Below are 18,888 nucleotides of genomic sequence, written 5' to 3' on the forward strand. Positions count from 1 at the left end.
AGCTAGTCAATTGAATCGCCGAGACGGCCCCAGGCGATGCCGCCACTGCTCCAGTCCCAATTCATCCAGATGAAGAAGGCCTTGCCGATGAGGTTCTCATCGGGCACGGTGCCCCAGTAGCGACTGTCGCGGCTGTTGTCCCGGTTGTCGCCCAGCACGAAATAATGGCCCTCGGGCACGGTCATTTCACCGGAGCGCGACGGCGCCTGTTGCTGGATCAGAATGGTATGCTCCGTGCCGTTCAAGGTCTCCACCCGGATATCAGCGCCCGTCATGTCGCTGCCCGCCCCGGTGTCGCTGTAGGTGCCGACGCTGCGCTGGGGGATCGGCCTGCCATTGATATGCAGAACCTTGTCGTAGTAGCCGACGCGATCCCCCGGGAGTCCCACCACCCGCTTGATGAAGGGGATGGAGGGATCCTCAGGGTAACGGAACACCACCACGTCACCCCGTTCGGGATCCCTGATATCGATGACTTCCGTGTTCAGCACCGGCAGGCGGATCCCGTATACGAACTTGTTGACGAGGATGAAATCTCCCACCAGCAGGGTGGGCATCATGGAGCCCGACGGGATCCGAAAAGGCTCCACCAGAAACGAACGGAGTATCAGGACGATGAGAAATATGGGGAACAGGGAGCGGGCGAACTCCACCAGCTTGGGCTGGGGTGGGGACTCCACCTGGGCCCCCTCCACGCCGTTGCCGCTCGTGCCGCCACGGCGTTTCGGTGCCAGCACCAGGGAATCGAAGGCCCAGATCCCACCGCTGACCACCACCAGCAACACCATGAAGGCGGAGAAGTCCATGTTCATTACTTCTTACCCACCTGCAGGACCGCCAGGAAGGCCTCCTGCGGTATCTCGATCTTGCCAAACTGTTTCATGCGTTTTTTTCCAGCCTTCTGTTTTTCGAGCAGCTTCCGCTTGCGGGTGATGTCGCCGCCGTAGCATTTCGCGGTTACGTTCTTGCGCAGCGCCTTGACCGTCTGGCGCGAGACGATATGGTTACCGATGGCGGCCTGAATGGCCACATCGTACATCTGGCGGGGAATGAGCTCACGCATGTTCTCGCACAGATCCCGGCCGCGGCTGAAACTCTGGTCCCGGTGCACGATGATGGACAGGGCATCCACCCGCTCGCCGTTGATGAGGATATCCAGCTTCACCAGATCGGCCGCCTGAAACCTGGAGATATGGTATTCCAGGGAGGCGTAACCGCGGCTCACGGATTTCAGCCGGTCGAAGAAGTCCAGCACCACCTCGCTCAGGGGCAGGTCGTAGGCCAGAGAGACCTGCTTGCCCAGGTACTGCATGTGCTTTTGCATGCCCCGTTTCTCCTCGCACAGGCCGATGACCGTGCCGAGGTATTCCTGGGGCAGCAGGATGGTGGCGCTGATGATGGGTTCCCTTATCTCGGCGATGGTGTTCGGTGATGGCAGGGCCACCGGATTGTCCACCTCGATGATCTGACCATCCGTCTTCAGGACCTCGTAGATCACCGTAGGGGCAGTGGTGATGAGTTCCAGTCCGTATTCCCGTTCCAGCCGCTCCTGGACGATCTCCATGTGCAACATGCCGAGGAAGCCGCAGCGGAAGCCGAAACCGAGGGCCTGGGATGTCTCAGGCTCGTAATGCAGGGATGAATCATTGAGACGCAGCTTGCCGAGGGCGTCGCGGAAGGACTCGTAATCCGACGTATCCACCGGGTAGACGCCGGCGAAGACCTGGGGCTTGACCTCCTGGAAACCGGGCAGCCGGCTTGCCGCGGGATTACGTGCATCGGTGATGGTGTCACCCACGGGCGCGGCGTCTATGTCCTTGATACCCGCCACCAGGTAGCCCACCTCACCCGTGTTGAGGCCGCCGGTCTTGCGGCGCTTGGGGGTGAATATACCCACCTCATCCGCATCCACCACCACCTGGGTGGACATGATGGTGAGCCGCTGCCCCTGCTTGAGGGTGCCGTCCATGATGCGTATGAGGGACACCACGCCCAGGTAGTTGTCGAACCAGGAATCCACGATCAGGGCCTTAAGGGGCGCGTCGGGATCGCCCTGGGGAGGGGGAATGCGTCTGACCAGCATCTCCAGCAGTTCGTCGACCCCCTGGCCCGTCTTGGCGCTGATGAGACAGGCGTCATGGGCATCGATGCCGATGATCTCCTCTATCTCGTCCACCACCGCCTCCGGATCCGCCGATGGCAGGTCTATCTTGTTGAGTACCGGCACCACCTCGAGTCCCTGCTCGATGGCTGTATAGCAGTTGGCCACGCTCTGGGCCTCCACGCCCTGGGCGGCATCCACCACCAGGAGTGCGCCCTCACAGGCGGCGAGGGAGCGGGACACCTCGTAGGAAAAATCCACATGCCCGGGGGTGTCGATGAAGTTGAGCTGATAGCGTTGGCCGTCCCGGGCATGGTAGTCCAGGGTGACGCTCTGGGCCTTGATGGTGATGCCCCGTTCCCGTTCCAGATCCATGGAATCGAGGACCTGTTCGGCCATCTCGCGGTCGCTGAGTCCCCCGCAGCGATGAATGAAGCGGTCCGCCAGGGTGGACTTGCCGTGATCGATGTGAGCGATGATCGAAAAATTACGTATATATTTCATGGGCATGAAAAAGGGGCGTTGTTTACGCCCCTGTCAGGACCCCGACGGGGGGGCCGGCGAACAATGGAGTAGTTTAATCGAACATCCCTGTCCGGTGCATGCCCGTGTTGGCGCCCCGAGCCGGTGATTATTCCTCTGTACGTAGGGCCAGGAACAGCGGACTGCCCTGGCGGTGTATCAACAGCGGCACGGTCTTTCCTGCGGGGAGCCCGTCGACCATGTCCTTCAAGGCCTTGGCATCGGACACCTGGAGATTGTTCATCATGAGAATGACGTCCCCCTGTCGGATACCGGCGCGGGATGCCGGCCCATCCTCCACCTCCGTGACGAGTACGCCGTTCTCGGGTACCTGAAGTTCTTCCCGCTGTTCCGGGGAGAGTTCTTCGATGGTCAGACCGATGCGCTCTATCCTCCGGCCATCCTGCAACTGCCCCGATGCCTTCTGCAGGGTCTCGTCATCGGGGAGCTCGTCGATGGTCACCTTCAGGGCCTGAACACGACCATCCCGCAACACCTCCACCGCCACCTTACTGCCGGCCCGGGTGCGTCCCACGATGGGCGGTAGATCAGAGGAGTGCTCGACGTTCTCGCCATCGAAGCCGAGGATGACGTCCCCCACCCTGATGCCGGCTTCCGCCGCCGGGCTGTCCGGCAGTACCTGGGCCACCAGGGCACCGCGTGGCCGATCCATGCCGAAGGACTCGGCCAGTTCCTGGCTGACGTCCTGGATCAGTACCCCGAGCCAGCCCCGTGACACCCGGCCGGAGGTTTTGATCTGCTCCACCACATCCATGGCCATATCGATAGGTATGGCGAATGACAGGCCCATGAAACCACCGGTGCGGCTGTAGATCTGGGAATTCACTCCCACGACCTCGCCGTCGAGATTGAACAGAGGACCCCCGGAGTTGCCCGGATTGATGGCTACATCGGTCTGGATGAAGGGCACATAGTTGTCCGATGGCAGACTGCGGCCCTTGGCGCTGACGATACCCGCGGTGGCGGAATGCTCGAAACCGAAGGGGGAACCGATGGCCAGCACCCATTCACCTACCTTGAGGTCCTCCGAGCGGCCGATACGCACCACCGGGAGGTTGGCTGCCTCGATCCTGAGCAGGGCCAGATCGCTGCGGGGGTCGCTGCCCACCACCTCGGCCACGAATTCGCGCCGGTCACTGAGGCGCACGATGACCTTGTCGGCGTCCTGGATCACGTGATGGTTGGTGACGACGTAGCCGTCTCCGGAGATGATGAGGCCTGAACCGAGAGACTCGCTGCGATATTCCTCCGGCAACTGTTGCTGAGGTATCTCACCCTTCTCCCCGAAGAAACGCTCGAAGAATTCGTAGAACGGACTGTCCTTCGGAATGTCCGGGATCTGCAGGCCGTGGGGCATGGCAGATCCCTTGCCGCGCTTTTGGGTCGTGCTGATGTTCACGACTGCCGGCCCATACTGTTCCACCAATCTGGTGAAGTCCGGCAGGCCTTTGGCGGCCTGCGTCACAGGGGCGAGGCCAAACAAGACCAAAGCGCAAATGGCGAGAAGGGAAAATGGACTGCGGGTTCGGGAATTCGTCATATATAACTTTCCAAAGATCGGTTTCTTGAACTGGCTTGAGAAGGACTTCCCGGCTGCCGTGCCGGATCAGGTCGGAGGTGGTGGGACGGCGATGCTCCCGGGCGTCGTCCGTTGCAGGACCACCGGCCGGAACGCGGGGTCACTGTCCCGAGTGCGGGTGTGGGCCGCCGCCCAGACGAAGCCAGCGAGACCGCCCAGGATGGCGCCCACAACCGCCAGCAGTTCGCCGCCTCCGGTATTGATGGCCACCGTGCGCCCCACCAGGCTGCCGGCGATGAACAACAGCAGGGGCACGAGGTAGAGCCAAAGCGAGCCCAGCAACAGGGCATCCTCCGGCACGCCGATGACTACTTCGTCCCCGGGTTGCACGGCCATGTCGGCCGTCACCTCGATGCGGCTGGAGCGATTGCCGAAGAGACGGCCCAGCACCCCGATACCACAGCCACCACCCGAGGCACAGGTGCCGCAGGCGGTGGCCCGTTGGGATTCCACCGTGATATGGCCTTGGTTCACCGTCACGACGGTGGCTGCTTGTTCAATCATGGGGTTCAATCATGGCTTGCCTCTGCTCATGGGGCGGAAACCGAATCTCCCACCCGGGTCACCGTCGCAGTGGGCACCTCCCCCACCACCACGAGTTGATTGATACCCGCCACGCGGCCGAAGGCGCTCAACCCACCCATGGTCGACAGACCCTCGTAGGGTTCAGTCCCCGGGGCGAGGGGTTCGACATAGACGGAAAACGTGGCGATGCCGTCGGAATACAAATGATGTTCACTCCACCCTTCCGTTTGCTCGGTGGCGATCACCTGATGGCTCTTGAAACCCTCGGGAACCCACTGAATCCGCCACTGGGGCTCCCGCCTGATCCCGGGCCTCGCCGCGCCGTCGCCGACCGGCTCATGCACCGTATAACCATCCGTCAGCAGAGGGCTGTCCAGCAGATGATCGGGTATCGCGTCCGCGAAGCGCAGCTGCGTGTAGAGCATCTGCTCCAACACTTCCCCATCTTCTCCCATCAAGTCTGAGCGTAACAGGAGCCCACTTTCCTGGTCTATCCACAGGGCGTAGCCATAGCGGAATACGTCCCGGGGGGTGATCACCAGCCGCGTGGTCTTGCGTCCCGCCACCCGTTCACCGGGACCGACCGAGAACTGGTAATGATCATCGATATCCTGATGTGCGGAAATGGATAGTCCGCTCAACGGCGGCTGCAGCGGGAGTGCCTCCACAAATACGGAACGGCGCCTGGAGTTGACGCAGGTGACATGGATATCCGTGCGCACCACCTCCCTGGGGGCCCCGGTAAGGGAGATCAAACGTTCTCTTTCACCCCGTTCGTCGGCCCGATGGATGATGCGTACGGTCTCGATGTCGTCACCCTGACGGTAGATGAAAACGCCGTCGTAGGTGAGTTTGCGAGCGGACTCCCCGATGCCCTCCAACAGTTTCATGGCCTCCGACTGCTGGTCGGCAAGGCAATCGGCCAGCGGTATCCAGCAGGAAAGGAGGACCGCGCTGACCCAGGCATACTTCATATGGTTATGGGCCGGCACTGGTTGCCTAGGGCGCGCCATGATAGCTGATGACGCGGGCATAGGGGCGTATCGGGCTCATGCTGTCTGCGTAGGTGCTGTGGCTCACGAGAAAGCCGTTGAGCCGTGTCTCGACACCGGGTTCCACTCGATCCCAGTGCATCCCCGTCCCCGCCACCATCGATCGCGGCTCGCCGGGGGGGGCGCCAACCGCGGATGCGCTGTTCTCTGTGGTGATCCGGGCCACCGTCGTTCCCGCACCGAAGCCATCACCGCCCTTCAGCCACTGGCCACCGATTACCGCGACCCCCACCAGGGAGGCCGCCAGGCCGACCCCGGCAGCCATCCGGCCCACTCGCGTCCAGGGACGCCGCTGGGCGCCAAGGTAATGAGGCTCGCCGTCTATCGCTGCCCGCACCCGGGCCTGGAGCTCACGCCCCAGGTAGGGGGTCAAATGGTTGCTCAGGGTATCGCTGATGAGGTGATAGCGTTCCCATTGTCTGATCATTGCCGCATCCCGGCCTAACCTGCTCAGCGCCTCCCGGGCCTCGTCGCCCTCGAGTGCATCGTCCATCAGTTCGGATACGTAGTGTTTCTTCATATGCGCCACAGTCTAATGTTGTATTGGATCGTCTTCAGGACAGGAGCGGTTCGAGCCGCTGATTGATGGCTTCGCGGGCCCGAAAGATGCGGGAACGAACCGTGCCGATGGGGCAATCCATGGCCTGGGCAATGTCCTCGTAGCTCATTCCTTCCAACTCCCGGAGTGTGATGGCGGTACGAAGTTCCTCGGGCAACTGTTCTATGGCCTCTATCACCGTCTGCTCTATCTCGTCCCGCAATAACAGCCGCTCCGGCGTCGCCTGATCCTTGAGTTCCGACTCGCCAAAGTACTGCTCGGCGTCGCCCGAGTCGATATCGTCACCCGGCGGCCGCCGTCCCTGGGCCACCAGATGGTTCTTCGCCGTGTTGATGGCTATCCGATAGAGCCACGTGTAGAACGCACTGTCGCCCCGGAATCGGGGTAGCGCCCTGTACGCCTTCAGGAAGGACTCCTGGGCCACGTCGAGGACCTCGGAGGGGTCCTTGATGTAGCGGGATATCAGCTTTATCAACTTGTGCTGATACTTCAATACCAGCACATCGAAAGCCGCCTTGTCGCCCTGCTGAACACGCTCTACAAGCGCCTTGTCAACGCTATGCTCGACCACCCGGGCCACCTGTCTCCCCGGGAGTCCATCCGCGATTAATCACCTAGACCCCTCCTCCCTCTATAAGTTCGCGCCACAACCTCGTGTATGATTATATTCCACTTGGACGTTTCATCCGACCGCCCAGAGTTTTAGACGGCGCCAATCTTGCTTCTCCCAGGGACTTATGCCCGACCAGAACAGTTGCGATGTGCTCATCATCGGCAGTGGCGCCGCCGGTCTGACCACCGCCTTGCGCCTGTCGCCACGCCTCAAAGTCCACCTAATATCCAAGGGACGGCTGTTTGAAGGCAGCACCCGCTATGCCCAGGGAGGCGTGTCGGCGGTGTTGGACCCCCGGGACTCCACCGCATCCCATGCCGAGGACACCATCAAGGCGGGCGCCGGCCTGTGCGACCCGGAGGTCGTACGGATGACGGTGGAACGGGCGCCCGAGGCCATCCAGTGGCTCATCGATGAGGGCGTCCAGTTTACCCGTGATGACGTCCAAAAGAGTAGTTCGGGTTACCACCTCACGCGTGAGGGTGGACATTCCCATCGCCGCGTCATTCATGCCGCCGATGCCACCGGGCGTGCCATCGAGGACACCCTCATCGCCCGTCTCGAGGAAACCCGCCGCATCGAGTTCTTCGAGGACCACTTGGCCCTCGACATCATTCGGGAATCCGACAAGCCCAATGGCAGGTGTGTAGGCGCCTACGTCTTCGACCGCCGCGAGCACCGGGTCAAGGTCTTTCGTGCCAAGGTGGTGGTGCTCGCCACCGGTGGTGCCGGCAAGGTGTATCTGTACACGAGCAATCCCGACGTGTCTACGGGCGACGGCATCGCCATGGCCTGGCGGGCCGGGTGCCGGGTGGGCAATATGGAGTTCATCCAGTTCCACCCCACCTGCCTCTACCACCCCAAGGCCAAGTCGTTCCTCATCACCGAGGCCGTGCGCGGCGAGGGCGGCCGGCTGCTGCTGCCCGACGGTTCCCGTTTCATGCACGATTTCGACGCCCGCGGCGAACTCGCCCCCAGGGATATCGTGGCCCGCGCCATCGATCACGAGATGAAGCGCCTGGGCGCCGAATGCGTCTACCTGGATATCAGCTACAAATCCCCGGATTTCATACGCCAGCACTTCCCCACCGTGTACGAACGCTGTCTGGAGTTCGGTTACGACATGACCAGGGAGCCCATTCCGGTGGTGCCCGCGGTGCACTACCTCTGTGGTGGTGTGGTCACGGACACCTCGGCACGCACCGATGTGGAGGGCCTCTATGCCGTGGGCGAGATGGCCTTCACCGGCCTCCATGGGGCAAACCGCATGGCCAGCAACTCGCTGCTCGAATGCCTGGTGTTCGGAGAGGCGGCGGTCGACCACATCAACGCCACCATCGACGGGATCCCCCCCCCACCGGAACTCGCGGAGTGGGACGAGAGCCGCGTCACGGATTCCGACGAGGAGGTGGTGGTCGCCCATAACTGGGACGAACTGCGGCGCTTCATGTGGGATTACGTGGGCATCGTCCGCACCACCAAACGCTTGCAGCGGGCCCAGCACCGGGTGGAATTGCTGCAACGGGAGATAAGCGAGTACTACAGCAACTTCCGGGTTACCAACGACCTCATCGAATTGCGCAACCTGGTGCTGGTGGCGGCTCTCATCATCGAGTCCGCCCTGAGCCGCAAGGAGAGCCGCGGGCTGCATTTCACCACCGACTATCCCGAGCCCGACACCGGCCACCCGCCGCGCAACACCATCCTCGGCCACGCACCGGACGGCGACTGGCCCGCGGGCGCGGCGCTGCGTCAGGCCCGTTCGTAAGGAAAGGCCAGGACGCGGCGGATATCCGACTCGCCGCTGCGCAGCATCACCAGCCGATCGAAGCCCAGGGCCACGCCGGCGCACTCGGGCAATCCCGCTTCGAGGGCGGCGAGCAGGCGTTCGTCCGGCGCGCAGTCGGGGAGCCCGAGGACGCGGCGGCGCGAGCGATCCAGTTTCATGCGCATGCGCTGTTCGCCCGGGTCGGCCAGTTCATGGTAGCCGTTGGCCAGTTCAAGGCCTTCGTGGAACAGCTCGAAACGCTCGGCGACCGGCCCGCTGCCATCATCGACGATGCGGGCCAGGGCCGCCTGAGTCGGGGGATAGCGGTCCACGACATCCAGCCGGTCATGACCCAACCGGGGCTGCACCGCGGTGCTGAAGAGAAAATCCAGCAGCTCATCCCGGTCCATGTCTGCCCGCGTGGACGGATGCAGACCCAGTTCCACCGCCCGGGCCCCGAGCTCGATGAGGGAGGCTCCACGGGGATCCAGGCCGGCGAACTCATGAAGCACCTCGTCGTAGCCCCGGCGTGCCCAGGAGAGGGGCCGCTGCAGCAACATCGCCACCACTTCGGCCACCTCCGCCATGAGCCTCAGGTGATCGAAACCCGTGCGGTACCACTCCACCAGGGTGAACTCGGGATTATGGCGGCTCCCCGCCTCGCCACGGCGAAAGGCCTTGCAGATCTGGTAGATGTCGCCGCTGCCCGCCGCCAGGAGGCGCTTCATGGCGAACTCCGGCGATGTCTGCAGGTGACGCACCGCAGTGGCCCCGGGGGTGTCATGGTCCACCGGCACGAGGTAGCTGGCGATATGGGGGTCGGTGACGGTGTGGCGGCCGAGCAACGGGGTCTCCACCTCCAACACGTCCCGCGCGGCGAAGAAGCCGCGGATGTCGGCGAGCATTCGGGCCCGCAGTCTCAGCAGCGGGTGACCCGCAGCCGGGCGCCAGTCATGCCCGGGCCGCCCCCTCATGAGTACCGCAGCTGGTGCTCAGTCCTTGACGCGACCGACGTATTCCCCGGTACGGGTGTCCACCCGGATGATCTCCTCCTGCTCCAGGAACAAGGGTACCTTGACCGTGGCACCGGTCTCCAACGCCGCCGGCTTGGTGCCACCGCTGGCGGTATCGCCCCGCACGCCCGGATCCGTCTCCACTACCCGGAGTTCGACGAAATTGGGGGGGGTCACCATCAGGGGCGTGCCGTTCCACAGGGTGACGGTGCACATGTCCTGCTCCTTGAGCCACTGGGCCGCATCCCCCACGGCCGCCCCATCCGCGCCCACCTGCTCATAGGAGGACGGGTCCATGAAATAGAAGTGCTCGCCGTCGTTGTAGAGATACTGCATCTCCGTATCCACCACGTCCGCCTCCTGGGCCGAGTCACTGGCCTTGAAAGTGCGCTCCAGGACCCGGCCGGTCTTGAAATTGCGGTACTTGATACGAGTGAACGCCTGCCCCTTGCCCGGTTTCACCAGATCGGCCTCCACCACCACACAGGGATCGTTGTCGAGCAGGATCTTGGAGCCTACCCGGATGTCATTCATGCCTAAACTCGCCATTATCGACCTCTTGTATAAACTATGCCCCTCCGCAATGACGTCGGGCTATATGCCGAGATCGGAGGAAGTGCGATTGAGCCAGAGTGCGGACGGATGTTGAGACGACGGCCCGACTTTGCGCGTAGCCCATTATGATAACCGTAGATGAGCCCCACTGGCAGTCGGAATTGGCGGCGGCCTATACCGATCCCCAGCGCCTGCTGGCGCGCCTCGGCATCGCGGCGGCAGCCGTTCCATTGGCCGCGGCACCCAGCCCGTTCCCCATGCGCGTGCCGGAGAGCTTCGTCAGGCGCATGCGCGTGGGCGATCCCTCCGATCCCCTGCTGCTGCAGGTGCTCCACAGCCCCCTGGAGGATCTGCCGGCGCCTGGTTATGGTACCGATCCCGTGGGTGATCTACAGGCCCGGGCCAGCGGGAGCACCCTGCACAAATACCATGGGCGTATCCTGGTCATCGCCACCGGCGCCTGCGCCATTCATTGTCGCTACTGTTTTCGGCGCCACTTCCCCTACGGCGACTTCGCCCTCAGACAGCCCGGCCTGGAGGACATCCTCGCCTACCTGTCCAGCCATCCCGACATCGACGAGGTCATCCTCAGCGGCGGCGACCCCCTGAGCCTCAGCGATGAACGCCTAGCTCCCCTGCTGGAGACCCTGGGGGCCATGCCCCAGGTGCGGCGCCTGCGCCTGCATACCCGCCTGCCGGTGGTGGTGGGCCAACGGGTGACGGGCGCCCTGCTGGGTCTTATCCGCCGGGTGGATGCCGCCGTGGTGGTGGTGATCCATGCCAACCATCCCAACGAGTTGGATGGGGGCATCGTGACCCACCTGCGGCGTCTGGCCGGCGCCACGGCGCTGCTGCTCAACCAGAGCGTGCTGCTGCGTGGGGTCAACGACAGCACTGGCGCCCTCACGGAACTCAGTCATCGGTTGTTCGAGGCCCGCGTCATGCCCTATTACCTGCATCAACTCGACCCCGTGGCCGGCGCCGCCCATTTTCAGGTGGACGACGCGACTGCCCTGCGACTCATGGAGGCGCTGCGTGCGCGCCTGCCGGGCTATCTCGTGCCCCGCCTGGTGCGGGAACGGCCGGGGGCACCATTCAAGATTCCGCTGGAGGAGTCGATCCGTGATTGATAGGGCTCCATCGCTCAATCCGGGCCGCCAGCGCCGGGTGTCGGGCTGAAGCCCGACCTACAGCCCGACCTACACAACACCCACAGCGCCCATTCCTTCGGCATGGATGTAGGTCGGGATTCATCCCGACATTCAAGCTCACGACAGCAGGTGGGACACCAGTCCGTCGGCGAGCTTGGGCTCGAACCAAGTCGACTTGGGCGGCATCACCTGCTCCGCATCGGCCACCGCCATGAGGTCGTCGAGGCCGGTGGGGTGGAGGCTGAAGGCCACCTTCATGTCGCCGCTGTCCACTCGTTGCTCGAGGGCTCCGAGGCCACGGATCCCACCCACGAAATCGATGCGCCGGTCGCGCCTCGGATCCGTGATACCGAGCACGGGCTCGATGAGGTTGGCGGCCAGCAGGCTCACGTCCAGCCTGCCCACGGGGTCGCTCTGGGGGATGTGTTCGGCGCCCAGGGCCAGGTGGTACCACTGCCCGTCCAGATACATGCCGAAGGTGGCGGGTGCCCCGGGACGCGCCGGCCCATCTGCAGGCGTCACTTCGAAGCGCTCCTCCAGCCGTCGCATGAACTCCGCCGCCGACAGCCCGTTGAGATCCTTCACCACCCGATTGTAGTCCAGGATCTTCATCTGATCGTCGGGGAAAATGACCGCCAGGAAGTAGTTATAGGGCTCCGTCCCCGTGTGCTCCGGATTGGCCTCCCGGCGCATGGCCGCCACCCGCGAGGCGGCGGCCGAGCGGTGATGGCCGTCGGCGATGTAAAGGTTATCAAGGGCATCGAAGGCCGCAGTGAGGGCGTCCCGCAAAGCGCCGTCGGCGACAGACCACAGGCGGTGGATGACACCATCGTCGGCGGTCACGTCCACCTCCGGCGCGCCCGCCATGGCCCGCGCCATCAGTCCGTCGATGGTGTCGTTGTGGCGGAAAGTGAGGAATACGGGGCCGGTCTGGGCGTTCAGGGCATCCACCTGACGCACCCGGTCATCCTCCTTGTCGGGGCGCGTGAATTCATGCTTGCGAATGCGATTGGAGTCGTAGTCCGCCACCGAGGCCACCGCCACCAGCCCGCTCTGGGTGTGGTCACCCATGGTGAGGCTGTAGAGGTAATAGCGGTCTTCGGGGTCCACCGCCAACACGCCTTCGGCCATCATGTGGCGCAGATTCTCGGCCCCCTTCTCGTAGACCTCGGGGGCGTAGGCGTCCGTATCCTTCGGCAGGTCGATCTCCGGTTTGGAGATATGCAGGAAGCTGAAGGGGCGCCCCTCGGCGCGGTGCCGTGCCTCGGTGGTATTGAGGACGTCGTAGGGGGGCGCGATGACATCGGCGGCGCGCCCGGCGACCGGCCGCAGGCCGGGGAAGGGTCGTATCAGGGACATGGCTGGTTATCCGGTTGGGGCAGCGTCGGGCCGCCGGTGGGGGGCGGGGCGGCACGCGGCCGCCAGGCCCGGCAAAGCCCCATATGATAACAAGCCCGGCTCAGCCCATCGACCGCAGGGCCGCGATGCGCTCATCCAGGGGCGGATGGGACATGAACAGCCTGGACAGGCCCTGGCCGATGCGCCCGGACACCCCGAAGGCCGCCAACTGGTCCGGCAGATGGGGTTGCCCGGCGGTGCTCTTGAGGCGCTCCAGGGCCGCCGCCATGCGTCCCGGACTGGTGAGGCGGGCACCCCCGGCGTCGGCACGGAATTCCCGCCGGCGGCTGAACCACATGACGATGGTGCTGGCCAGTACCCCCAGCACCAGTTCCGCGATGATGGCGGTGATCCAGAAGGCCGGGCCGTGGCCCCGTTCCACCTTGAATACCAGACGGTCCACCAGATGACCGATGACCCGGGACAGGAAGATCACGAACGTGTTCACCACGCCCTGGATCAGTGCCAGGGTCACCATGTCGCCGTTGGACACGTGGGTCACCTCATGGGCCAGCACCGCCTCCACCTCGTCCCGGGACATGCCCCGCAGCAGCCCCGTGCTGACTGCCACCAGGGCCTTGTTGCGGTTCATGCCGGTGGCGAAGGCGTTGAGGTCGGGGGCGTCGTAGATGGCCACCTCCGGCATGCCGATGCCGGCGGCCCGGGCCTGGCGGGTCACGGTGTCCACCAGCCAGCGCTCCGCTTCCGAGGAGGGACTCTCGATCACCCGAGCCCCCGTGAGTCGCTTGGCGGTCCATTTCGAGATGGCCAGGGAGATGAAGGCCCCGCCCATGCCGAACACCGCGGAGAACAGGGCCAGGGCGTTGATGTCCAGACCGACGCCCTGCTCGTCTAGGATGCGCTCGAAACCGAGCAGGCGCAGGGTAATACTGAGCACCACCACGATGGCGAGGTTGGTGGCCAGGAACAGGAATACTCTTTTCATTCTCTTTGTGCCTCAGTGGGGTAATCGAGCATCACGTTTGGCAGATAGGGTCCGCGCCCACCAATTCAAGGTTCGTCAGCGGAATTCGTGGGTGTAGCAAGAAGAATTGTAGGTCAGGCTGTAGGTCGGGCTGTAGGTCGGGCTTCAGCCCGACACCTAACACTGGCGGATGGTACCGACCCGGCGCGGGGTATGCGCGGCGGGTTCGAATGTCGGGATGAATCCCGACCTACATCCTTGCCAGAGGAATGGGCGGTGAAGGTGTTGTGTAGGTCGGGCTGTAGGTCGGGCTGTAGGTCGGGCTTCAGCCCGACAGCCTGCGGATGGTACCGACCCGGCGCAAGGATGTTCCACCCGGGGCGGTGGCATCAGCCCCGCGGGAGGCGGAAACCTCGGGGCATCCCTCCAGAGGGTTACCCGGACCGGCCCCGGGGCATGGTGTCGGAGGGTTAAAGTTTTGCACCGGCCGTCCGAATATGAATCATGAACGGAGACCCCTTCCTCCTGATTTCCGTTCCCCTGTACCGGGGCCTCGTGCCCCGGTTTTTTTTGCTCGTCAGCGGAATTCGTGGGCGTAGCGAGAAGAATTTGCTCTCGCCAAGAACGCCAAGAACGCCAAGTTTGGGATCATCCTTGGTACGAGATGCGCTCGTCTTGCCCCGGGGCCACGGGATATTGAACAAGCCTGCAATATAGTCTCTCACAGAGGCACGGAGGCACGGAGAAAGACAGATGGCTGGACCCGTATGGCGGCCTTGGTGAGAGATCCTCGTTCCGCATAAGCCTACGGAAAGCAATACGCTCTTATCTTGGTTCTCCGTGCCTCCGTGAGCGATGAATGTTTTTCTTCCACCTTCTGCCTTCTGCCTTCAGCCCCCATCGGTTTCCAGGCTGTCCACCCGCTGGAAGCCCCGGGGCAGCTTGAAGCCGCGCTTGCCGCGGTTCTGCAGGAAATTTTCCAGGTCCGAGACCCGCAGGTTGAGGTGGCGCTTGCCCGAGTACACCTTGAGACCCGCACCCGTCGGCAGGATCACCACGTCCTGGATGAACTCCTCGCGGCTGTCCAGCTTGGCCTTGGGGACGTTGAACATCTTCACACCCTTGCCCTTGGGCAGGTGCGGCAGTTCCGCCAGGGGGTGCACCAGCAGGCGGCCGGTGTTGGTGGCCAGGGCCACTCGGTCGCTGTCGTAATCGCTCACCCGTCTGGGTTTCAACACCCGGGCACCCGGCGGCACCGTCAGGATCAGCTTGCCCGCCCGGTTCTTGCTCACCAGGTCGCCGAAACGCGTCACGAAACCATACCCGGCATCCGTGGACAGCAGATACAGGCTGTCCTCGCCATCCACCAGCACCGAACGGAAATGGGCACCATCCGGCGGGGCGAGACGTCCCGTGAGAGGCTCGCCGTGCCCTCGCGCCGAAGGCAGGGTGTGGGCCGGCAGGGCATAGGCCCGGCCGGTGGAGTCGATAAATACCGCCGATTGATTGGTGCGCCCCCGGGCCGCCGCCTCGAAGGCGTCCCCGGAACGATAGGCGATGCCCGCGGCGTCCACGTCATGGCCCTTGGCGGCGCGCACCCAGCCCTTCTGGGAGAGGATGACTGTGGTGGGCTCGGCCGGCGTCAGCTCGGTCTCCACCAGGGCCTGGGCCTGTTCCCGCCGCACGATGGGCGAGCGGCGTTCGTCGCCATATTTTTCGGCGTCGGCCCGCAGCTCCTTCTTGATGAGGCTGCGGATGCGTCGCGTGGAGCCCAGGGTCTTTTCCAGGTCGTCGCGTTCCGCCGCCAGTTCCGCCTGCTCGGCGCGGATCTTCACCTCTTCCAGGCGCGCCAGCTGGCGCAGCTTGGTGTCCAGCACGTATTCGGCCTGGACGTCGCTCAAGGCGAAGGTGGCGATGAGCACCGGCTTGGGCTCGTCCTCGGTGCGGATGATGCGGATCACCTCGTCGATATTGAGGAAGGCGATGAGCAGGCCTTCCAACAGGTGCAGGCGGTCGCGCACCTTGGCCAGGCGGTGTTCGAGGCGCCGGATGACGGTGCGTTCGCGGAACGTCAGCCACTCCTGTAGCAGGGTCTTGAGGTCCATCACCCGCGGGCGGCCGTCCAGCGCGATGACGTTCATGTTCACCCGGTAGCCGCGCTCCAGATCGGTGGAGGCAAAGAGGTGGGACATGAGGCGCTCCACATCCACCCGCCGGGAGCGCGGCACCACCACGATGCGTACCGGGTTCTCGTGGTCCGACTCGTCCCGCAGGTCCTCCACCATGGGCAGCTTCTTGGCCTGCATCTGGGCGGCGATCTGTTCCTGGATGCGGCTGTTTGAGACTTGGTAGGGCAGTGCGTGGATGGCAATCACGCCTTCCTCCTGCTCATATTCATAACGCGCCCGGGCGCGCACGCTGCCCATGCCCAGTTGGTATAGATTGAGCAGATCTTCCCGGGACGAGACGATCTCCGCCTGGGTGGGGAAGTCGGGGCCCTTGATGAACTCCATCAAGGTGCCGATGCCGGCCTCCGGATGATCCAGCAGGTGGATGCAGGCTTCCACCACCTCCCGCAGGTTGTGGGGTGGCACGTCCGTGGCCATGCCCACGGCGATGCCGGAGGCGCCGTTGAGCAGCACGTTGGGCACCCGGGCCGGCAGCAGCCGGGGTTCTTCCAGGGTGCCGTCGAAATTGGGTACCCAGTCGGCGGTGCCCTGCCCCAGTTCCTCCAGCAGCAGCTGGGCGTAGGGTGCCAGGCGGGCCTCGGTGTAGCGCATGGCGGCGAAGGACTTGGGGTCGTCCATGGAGCCCCAGTTGCCCTGGCCGTCCACCAGGGTGTAACGGTAGGAGAAGGGCTGGGCCATGAGCACCATGGCCTCGTAGCAGGCGGAATCGCCATGGGGATGATACTTGCCCAGGACGTCGCCCACGGTGCGCGCCGACTTCTTGTATTTGGCCCCGGCGCGCAGCCCCAACTCGGACATGGCGTAGACGATGCGCCGTTGCACCGGCTTGAGTCCGTCCTCCACGTGGGGCAGTGCCCGGTCGAGGATGACGTACATGGAGTAGTCCAGGTAGGCGCGCTCGGTGAAGGCCTTGAGGGGCAGGCGTTCCACGCCCTCGTAGTCGATGGTGTCGTCATCGCTCATGGCTGTTTCTTCGGATTCATCAAAGCCGCTTCACAGGGTGGCCATGTCGCCCTTGGCCTCCAGCCACTCCCGCCGCTCCCGGGCCCGTTTCTTGGCCAGCAGCTTGTCCATGAGGTCCAGGGTATCGTCGCCGTCGTCCACCGTCAGTTGCAGCAGGCGGCGGGTTTCGGGCGCCATGGTGGTCTCCCGCAACTGCAGGGGGTTCATCTCACCCAGGCCCTTGAACCGCTGGACGTTGATCTTGCCCTTTTTTTTCTCCGCCGTGACGCGGTCCACCACCCCCTTCTTCTCATGCTCGTCCAGGGCATAGAACACCTCCTTGCCCACGTCGATGCGATACAGGGGCGGCATGGCCACGTAGACATGGCCGTGGGTCACCAGGGGCCGGAAATGGCGCAGAAACAGGGCGCACAGCAGGGTGGCGATATGAGCGCCATCGGAGTCGGCATCCGCCAGGACACAGACCTTGCCATAGCGCAGGCCGCCGAGGTCCTCGGTGCCTGGGTCCACGCCGAGGGCCACGGCGATGTCGTGGACCTCCTGGGAACCCAGCACCTGGGCGGGGTCCACCTCCCAGGTATTGAGGATCTTGCCGCGCAGGGGCATCACGGCCTGGAATTCACGGTCCCGAGCCTGCTTGGCCGAGCCACCGGCGGAGTCGCCTTCCACCAGGAAGAGTTCTGAGCGTTCCGGGTCCTGGGTGCTGCAGTCCGCCAGTTTGCCGGGCAGCGCGGGACCGGCGGAGATCTTCTTGCGTACCACCTTCTTGGCGGCCCGCAGGCGCTTCTGGGCATTGGTGATGGCCAGTTCGGCGATCTGCTCACCGGCCTCCGGATGCTGATTGAGCCACAGGCTGAAGGCATCCTTGACTACCCCGGAGACGAAGGGTGCGCACTCCCGGGAGGACAGCCGTTCCTTGGTCTGGCCCGAGAACTGGGGATCCGCGAGCTTGACGGACAGCACATAGGTGAGGCGGTCCCATACATCGTCGGGGGTCAGCTTGACACCCCGGGGCAGCAGGTTGCGAAACTCGCAGAACTCACGCATGGCCTCCAGCAGACCCGCCCGCAGGCCGTTCACGTGGGTGCCCCCCAGGGGCGTGGGAATGAGGTTGACGTAACTCTCCTGGAGGGCCTCGCCGCCGTCGGGCAGCCACGCGAGGGCCCATTGGGCCGCCTCGGTGTTGCCCGCCAACTCGCCGGTGAACAGCCCCGCCGGCAGCAGCTCCCGGTCCTGGCACTCGTGCTGCAGGTAGGCCGCCACCCCATCCTCATAGCACCACTCGTCGCGCTGGCCGGACTGTTCATCCTCCAGCACCACCTGCAGCCCCGGGCACAGCACCGCCTTGGCCTTGAGGGCATGGCGCAGCCGCGCGAGGGAGAACTTCACGGAGTCGAAGAACTGGGGGTCGGGCCAGAAACGCAGCGTCGTGCCGGTGTTGCGGCGCCCCACCTGGCCCACCTCTTCGAGGTCGGAGACCTTGACGCCGCTCTGGAAAGCCATGTTGTACTCGATGCCGTTGCGGCGCACCCAGATCTCGAGGTGACTCGACAGGGCATTCACCACCGACACGCCCACGCCGTGGAGGCCGCCGGAGAACTGATAATTCTTGTTGGAGAACTTGCCGCCGGCGTGGAGCCGGGTGAGGATGACCTCCACCCCCGGCAGGCCCTCGTCGGGATGAATGTCCACCGGCATGCCCCGGCCGTCGTCCACCACCGCCACCGAGCCGTCGCCGTGGACGGTGACCGAAATGCGGCTGGCATGGCCGGCGATGGCCTCATCCACGCTGTTGTCCACCACCTCCAGGGCCAGATGATTGGGACGGGTGGTGTCGGTGTACATACCCGGGCGCTTGCGCACGGGGTCGAGGCCGGTCAGGACCTCGATGGAGGCCGCATCGTAATTGCTCATGGGTGAAGGGGGCTCATGGCTGGAATGGTTCGTGTCTCGA

15 protein-coding genes are annotated in these 18,888 nt (G+C 64.2%); 2 read left to right on the plus strand and 13 right to left on the minus strand.

The features are described from left to right. Positions 1 to 2: 2 nt before the first annotated feature. The 7 genes from lepB to rpoE all read right to left on the minus strand — a co-directional run bounded on the left by lepB (position 3) and on the right by rpoE (position 6,930). Positions 3 to 812, minus strand: a complete 810-nt coding sequence (gene lepB, locus U5S82_22355) for a signal peptidase I (GenBank protein ID MDZ7754305.1) — start codon at positions 810 to 812, stop codon at positions 3 to 5. Beyond that, the gene (gene lepA, locus U5S82_22360) at positions 812 to 2,605 is read right to left on the minus strand and encodes a translation elongation factor 4 (GenBank protein MDZ7754306.1); all 1,794 of its coding nucleotides are present in this window, start codon (positions 2,603 to 2,605) and stop codon (positions 812 to 814) included. Before lepA ends, lepB begins: the two co-directional genes overlap by 1 nt. A gap of 127 nt (positions 2,606 to 2,732) precedes the next feature. After that, positions 2,733 to 4,184 carry a DegQ family serine endoprotease gene (locus tag U5S82_22365; GenBank protein ID MDZ7754307.1) on the minus strand — a complete coding sequence of 484 codons (1,452 nt, stop codon included), beginning with the start codon at positions 4,182 to 4,184 and terminating at the stop codon, positions 2,733 to 2,735. Positions 4,185 to 4,250: 66 nt separating this feature from the next. Then, positions 4,251 to 4,727 carry a SoxR reducing system RseC family protein gene (locus U5S82_22370; protein MDZ7754308.1) on the minus strand — a complete coding sequence of 159 codons (477 nt, stop codon included), beginning with the start codon at positions 4,725 to 4,727 and terminating at the stop codon, positions 4,251 to 4,253. A 26-nt stretch (positions 4,728 to 4,753) separates the two neighbouring features. Further along, positions 4,754 to 5,638 (minus strand): MucB/RseB C-terminal domain-containing protein, encoded by an 885-nt coding sequence (locus U5S82_22375; protein MDZ7754309.1) that lies wholly within the window; start codon positions 5,636 to 5,638, stop codon positions 4,754 to 4,756. A 109-nt stretch (positions 5,639 to 5,747) separates the two neighbouring features. Then, entirely contained in the window at positions 5,748 to 6,320 is a 573-nt protein-coding gene (locus U5S82_22380) for an RseA family anti-sigma factor (GenBank protein MDZ7754310.1), read from the minus strand. A 34-nt stretch (positions 6,321 to 6,354) separates the two neighbouring features. Then, complete coding sequence (rpoE, locus tag U5S82_22385) at positions 6,355 to 6,930, minus strand: RNA polymerase sigma factor RpoE (GenBank protein MDZ7754311.1); 576 nt, start codon at positions 6,928 to 6,930, stop codon at positions 6,355 to 6,357. Between the two features lie 166 nt (positions 6,931 to 7,096). Here rpoE and nadB point away from each other — a divergent pair, with 166 nt between their 5' ends. Then, a complete protein-coding gene (gene nadB / locus U5S82_22390; GenBank protein ID MDZ7754312.1) occupies positions 7,097 to 8,740 on the plus strand; it encodes an L-aspartate oxidase in 1,644 nt (547 codons plus the stop codon). Here nadB and epmA read toward each other — a convergent pair. Together epmA and efp are read right to left on the minus strand one after the other, a co-directional pair. Beyond that, positions 8,725 to 9,714, minus strand: coding sequence for an EF-P lysine aminoacylase EpmA (gene epmA / locus U5S82_22395; protein ID MDZ7754313.1), 990 nt, complete (start codon positions 9,712 to 9,714; stop codon positions 8,725 to 8,727). The two genes, nadB and epmA, sit on opposite strands and share 16 nt — an antisense overlap. A gap of 18 nt (positions 9,715 to 9,732) precedes the next feature. Continuing rightward, positions 9,733 to 10,302: an elongation factor P gene (efp, locus tag U5S82_22400; GenBank protein MDZ7754314.1), complete on the minus strand. Its 570-nt coding sequence runs from the start codon at positions 10,300 to 10,302 to the stop codon at positions 9,733 to 9,735. Between the two features lie 131 nt (positions 10,303 to 10,433). Here efp and epmB point away from each other — a divergent pair, with 131 nt between their 5' ends. Next, positions 10,434 to 11,438, plus strand: coding sequence for an EF-P beta-lysylation protein EpmB (epmB, locus tag U5S82_22405; protein ID MDZ7754315.1), 1,005 nt, complete (start codon positions 10,434 to 10,436; stop codon positions 11,436 to 11,438). Between the two features lie 138 nt (positions 11,439 to 11,576). Here epmB and U5S82_22410 read toward each other — a convergent pair whose 3' ends face one another. The 4 genes from U5S82_22410 to parE form a co-directional block, all read right to left on the minus strand. Further along, positions 11,577 to 12,818 carry a DUF1015 family protein gene (locus U5S82_22410; protein ID MDZ7754316.1) on the minus strand — a complete coding sequence of 414 codons (1,242 nt, stop codon included), beginning with the start codon at positions 12,816 to 12,818 and terminating at the stop codon, positions 11,577 to 11,579. Positions 12,819 to 12,918: 100 nt separating this feature from the next. Next, complete coding sequence (htpX, locus tag U5S82_22415) at positions 12,919 to 13,803, minus strand: protease HtpX (protein MDZ7754317.1); 885 nt, start codon at positions 13,801 to 13,803, stop codon at positions 12,919 to 12,921. A gap of 869 nt (positions 13,804 to 14,672) precedes the next feature. Beyond that, positions 14,673 to 16,934 carry a DNA topoisomerase IV subunit A gene (gene parC / locus U5S82_22420; GenBank protein MDZ7754318.1) on the minus strand — a complete coding sequence of 754 codons (2,262 nt, stop codon included), beginning with the start codon at positions 16,932 to 16,934 and terminating at the stop codon, positions 14,673 to 14,675. Between the two features lie 30 nt (positions 16,935 to 16,964). After that, positions 16,965 to 18,848 carry a DNA topoisomerase IV subunit B gene (gene parE, locus U5S82_22425; protein MDZ7754319.1) on the minus strand — a complete coding sequence of 628 codons (1,884 nt, stop codon included), beginning with the start codon at positions 18,846 to 18,848 and terminating at the stop codon, positions 16,965 to 16,967. Positions 18,849 to 18,888 lie beyond the last annotated feature (40 nt).

This window comes from Gammaproteobacteria bacterium (genome assembly GCA_034522055.1).
Lineage (GTDB): Bacteria > Pseudomonadota > Gammaproteobacteria > JAABTG01 > JAABTG01 > JAABTG01.

What these genes read in the sequence shown, in the direction of transcription:
- lepB (MDZ7754305.1), bottom strand. Translation starts at nt 812, where the DNA reads ATGAACATGGACTTCTCCGCCTTCATGGTGTTGCTGGTGGTGGTCAGC.
- lepA (MDZ7754306.1), bottom strand. Translation starts at nt 2,605, where the DNA reads ATGAAATATATACGTAATTTTTCGATCATCGCTCACATCGATCACGGC.
- U5S82_22365 (MDZ7754307.1), bottom strand. Translation starts at nt 4,184, where the DNA reads ATGACGAATTCCCGAACCCGCAGTCCATTTTCCCTTCTCGCCATTTGC.
- U5S82_22370 (MDZ7754308.1), bottom strand. Translation starts at nt 4,727, where the DNA reads ATGATTGAACAAGCAGCCACCGTCGTGACGGTGAACCAAGGCCATATC.
- U5S82_22375 (MDZ7754309.1), bottom strand. Translation starts at nt 5,638, where the DNA reads ATGAAACTGTTGGAGGGCATCGGGGAGTCCGCTCGCAAACTCACCTAC.
- U5S82_22380 (MDZ7754310.1), bottom strand. Translation starts at nt 6,320, where the DNA reads ATGAAGAAACACTACGTATCCGAACTGATGGACGATGCACTCGAGGGC.
- nadB (MDZ7754312.1), top strand. Translation starts at nt 7,097, where the DNA reads ATGCCCGACCAGAACAGTTGCGATGTGCTCATCATCGGCAGTGGCGCC.
- epmA (MDZ7754313.1), bottom strand. Translation starts at nt 9,714, where the DNA reads ATGAGGGGGCGGCCCGGGCATGACTGGCGCCCGGCTGCGGGTCACCCG.
- efp (MDZ7754314.1), bottom strand. Translation starts at nt 10,302, where the DNA reads ATGGCGAGTTTAGGCATGAATGACATCCGGGTAGGCTCCAAGATCCTG.
- epmB (MDZ7754315.1), top strand. Translation starts at nt 10,434, where the DNA reads ATGATAACCGTAGATGAGCCCCACTGGCAGTCGGAATTGGCGGCGGCC.
- U5S82_22410 (MDZ7754316.1), bottom strand. Translation starts at nt 12,818, where the DNA reads ATGTCCCTGATACGACCCTTCCCCGGCCTGCGGCCGGTCGCCGGGCGC.
- htpX (MDZ7754317.1), bottom strand. Translation starts at nt 13,803, where the DNA reads ATGAAAAGAGTATTCCTGTTCCTGGCCACCAACCTCGCCATCGTGGTG.
- parC (MDZ7754318.1), bottom strand. Translation starts at nt 16,934, where the DNA reads ATGAGCGATGACGACACCATCGACTACGAGGGCGTGGAACGCCTGCCC.
- parE (MDZ7754319.1), bottom strand. Translation starts at nt 18,848, where the DNA reads ATGAGCAATTACGATGCGGCCTCCATCGAGGTCCTGACCGGCCTCGAC.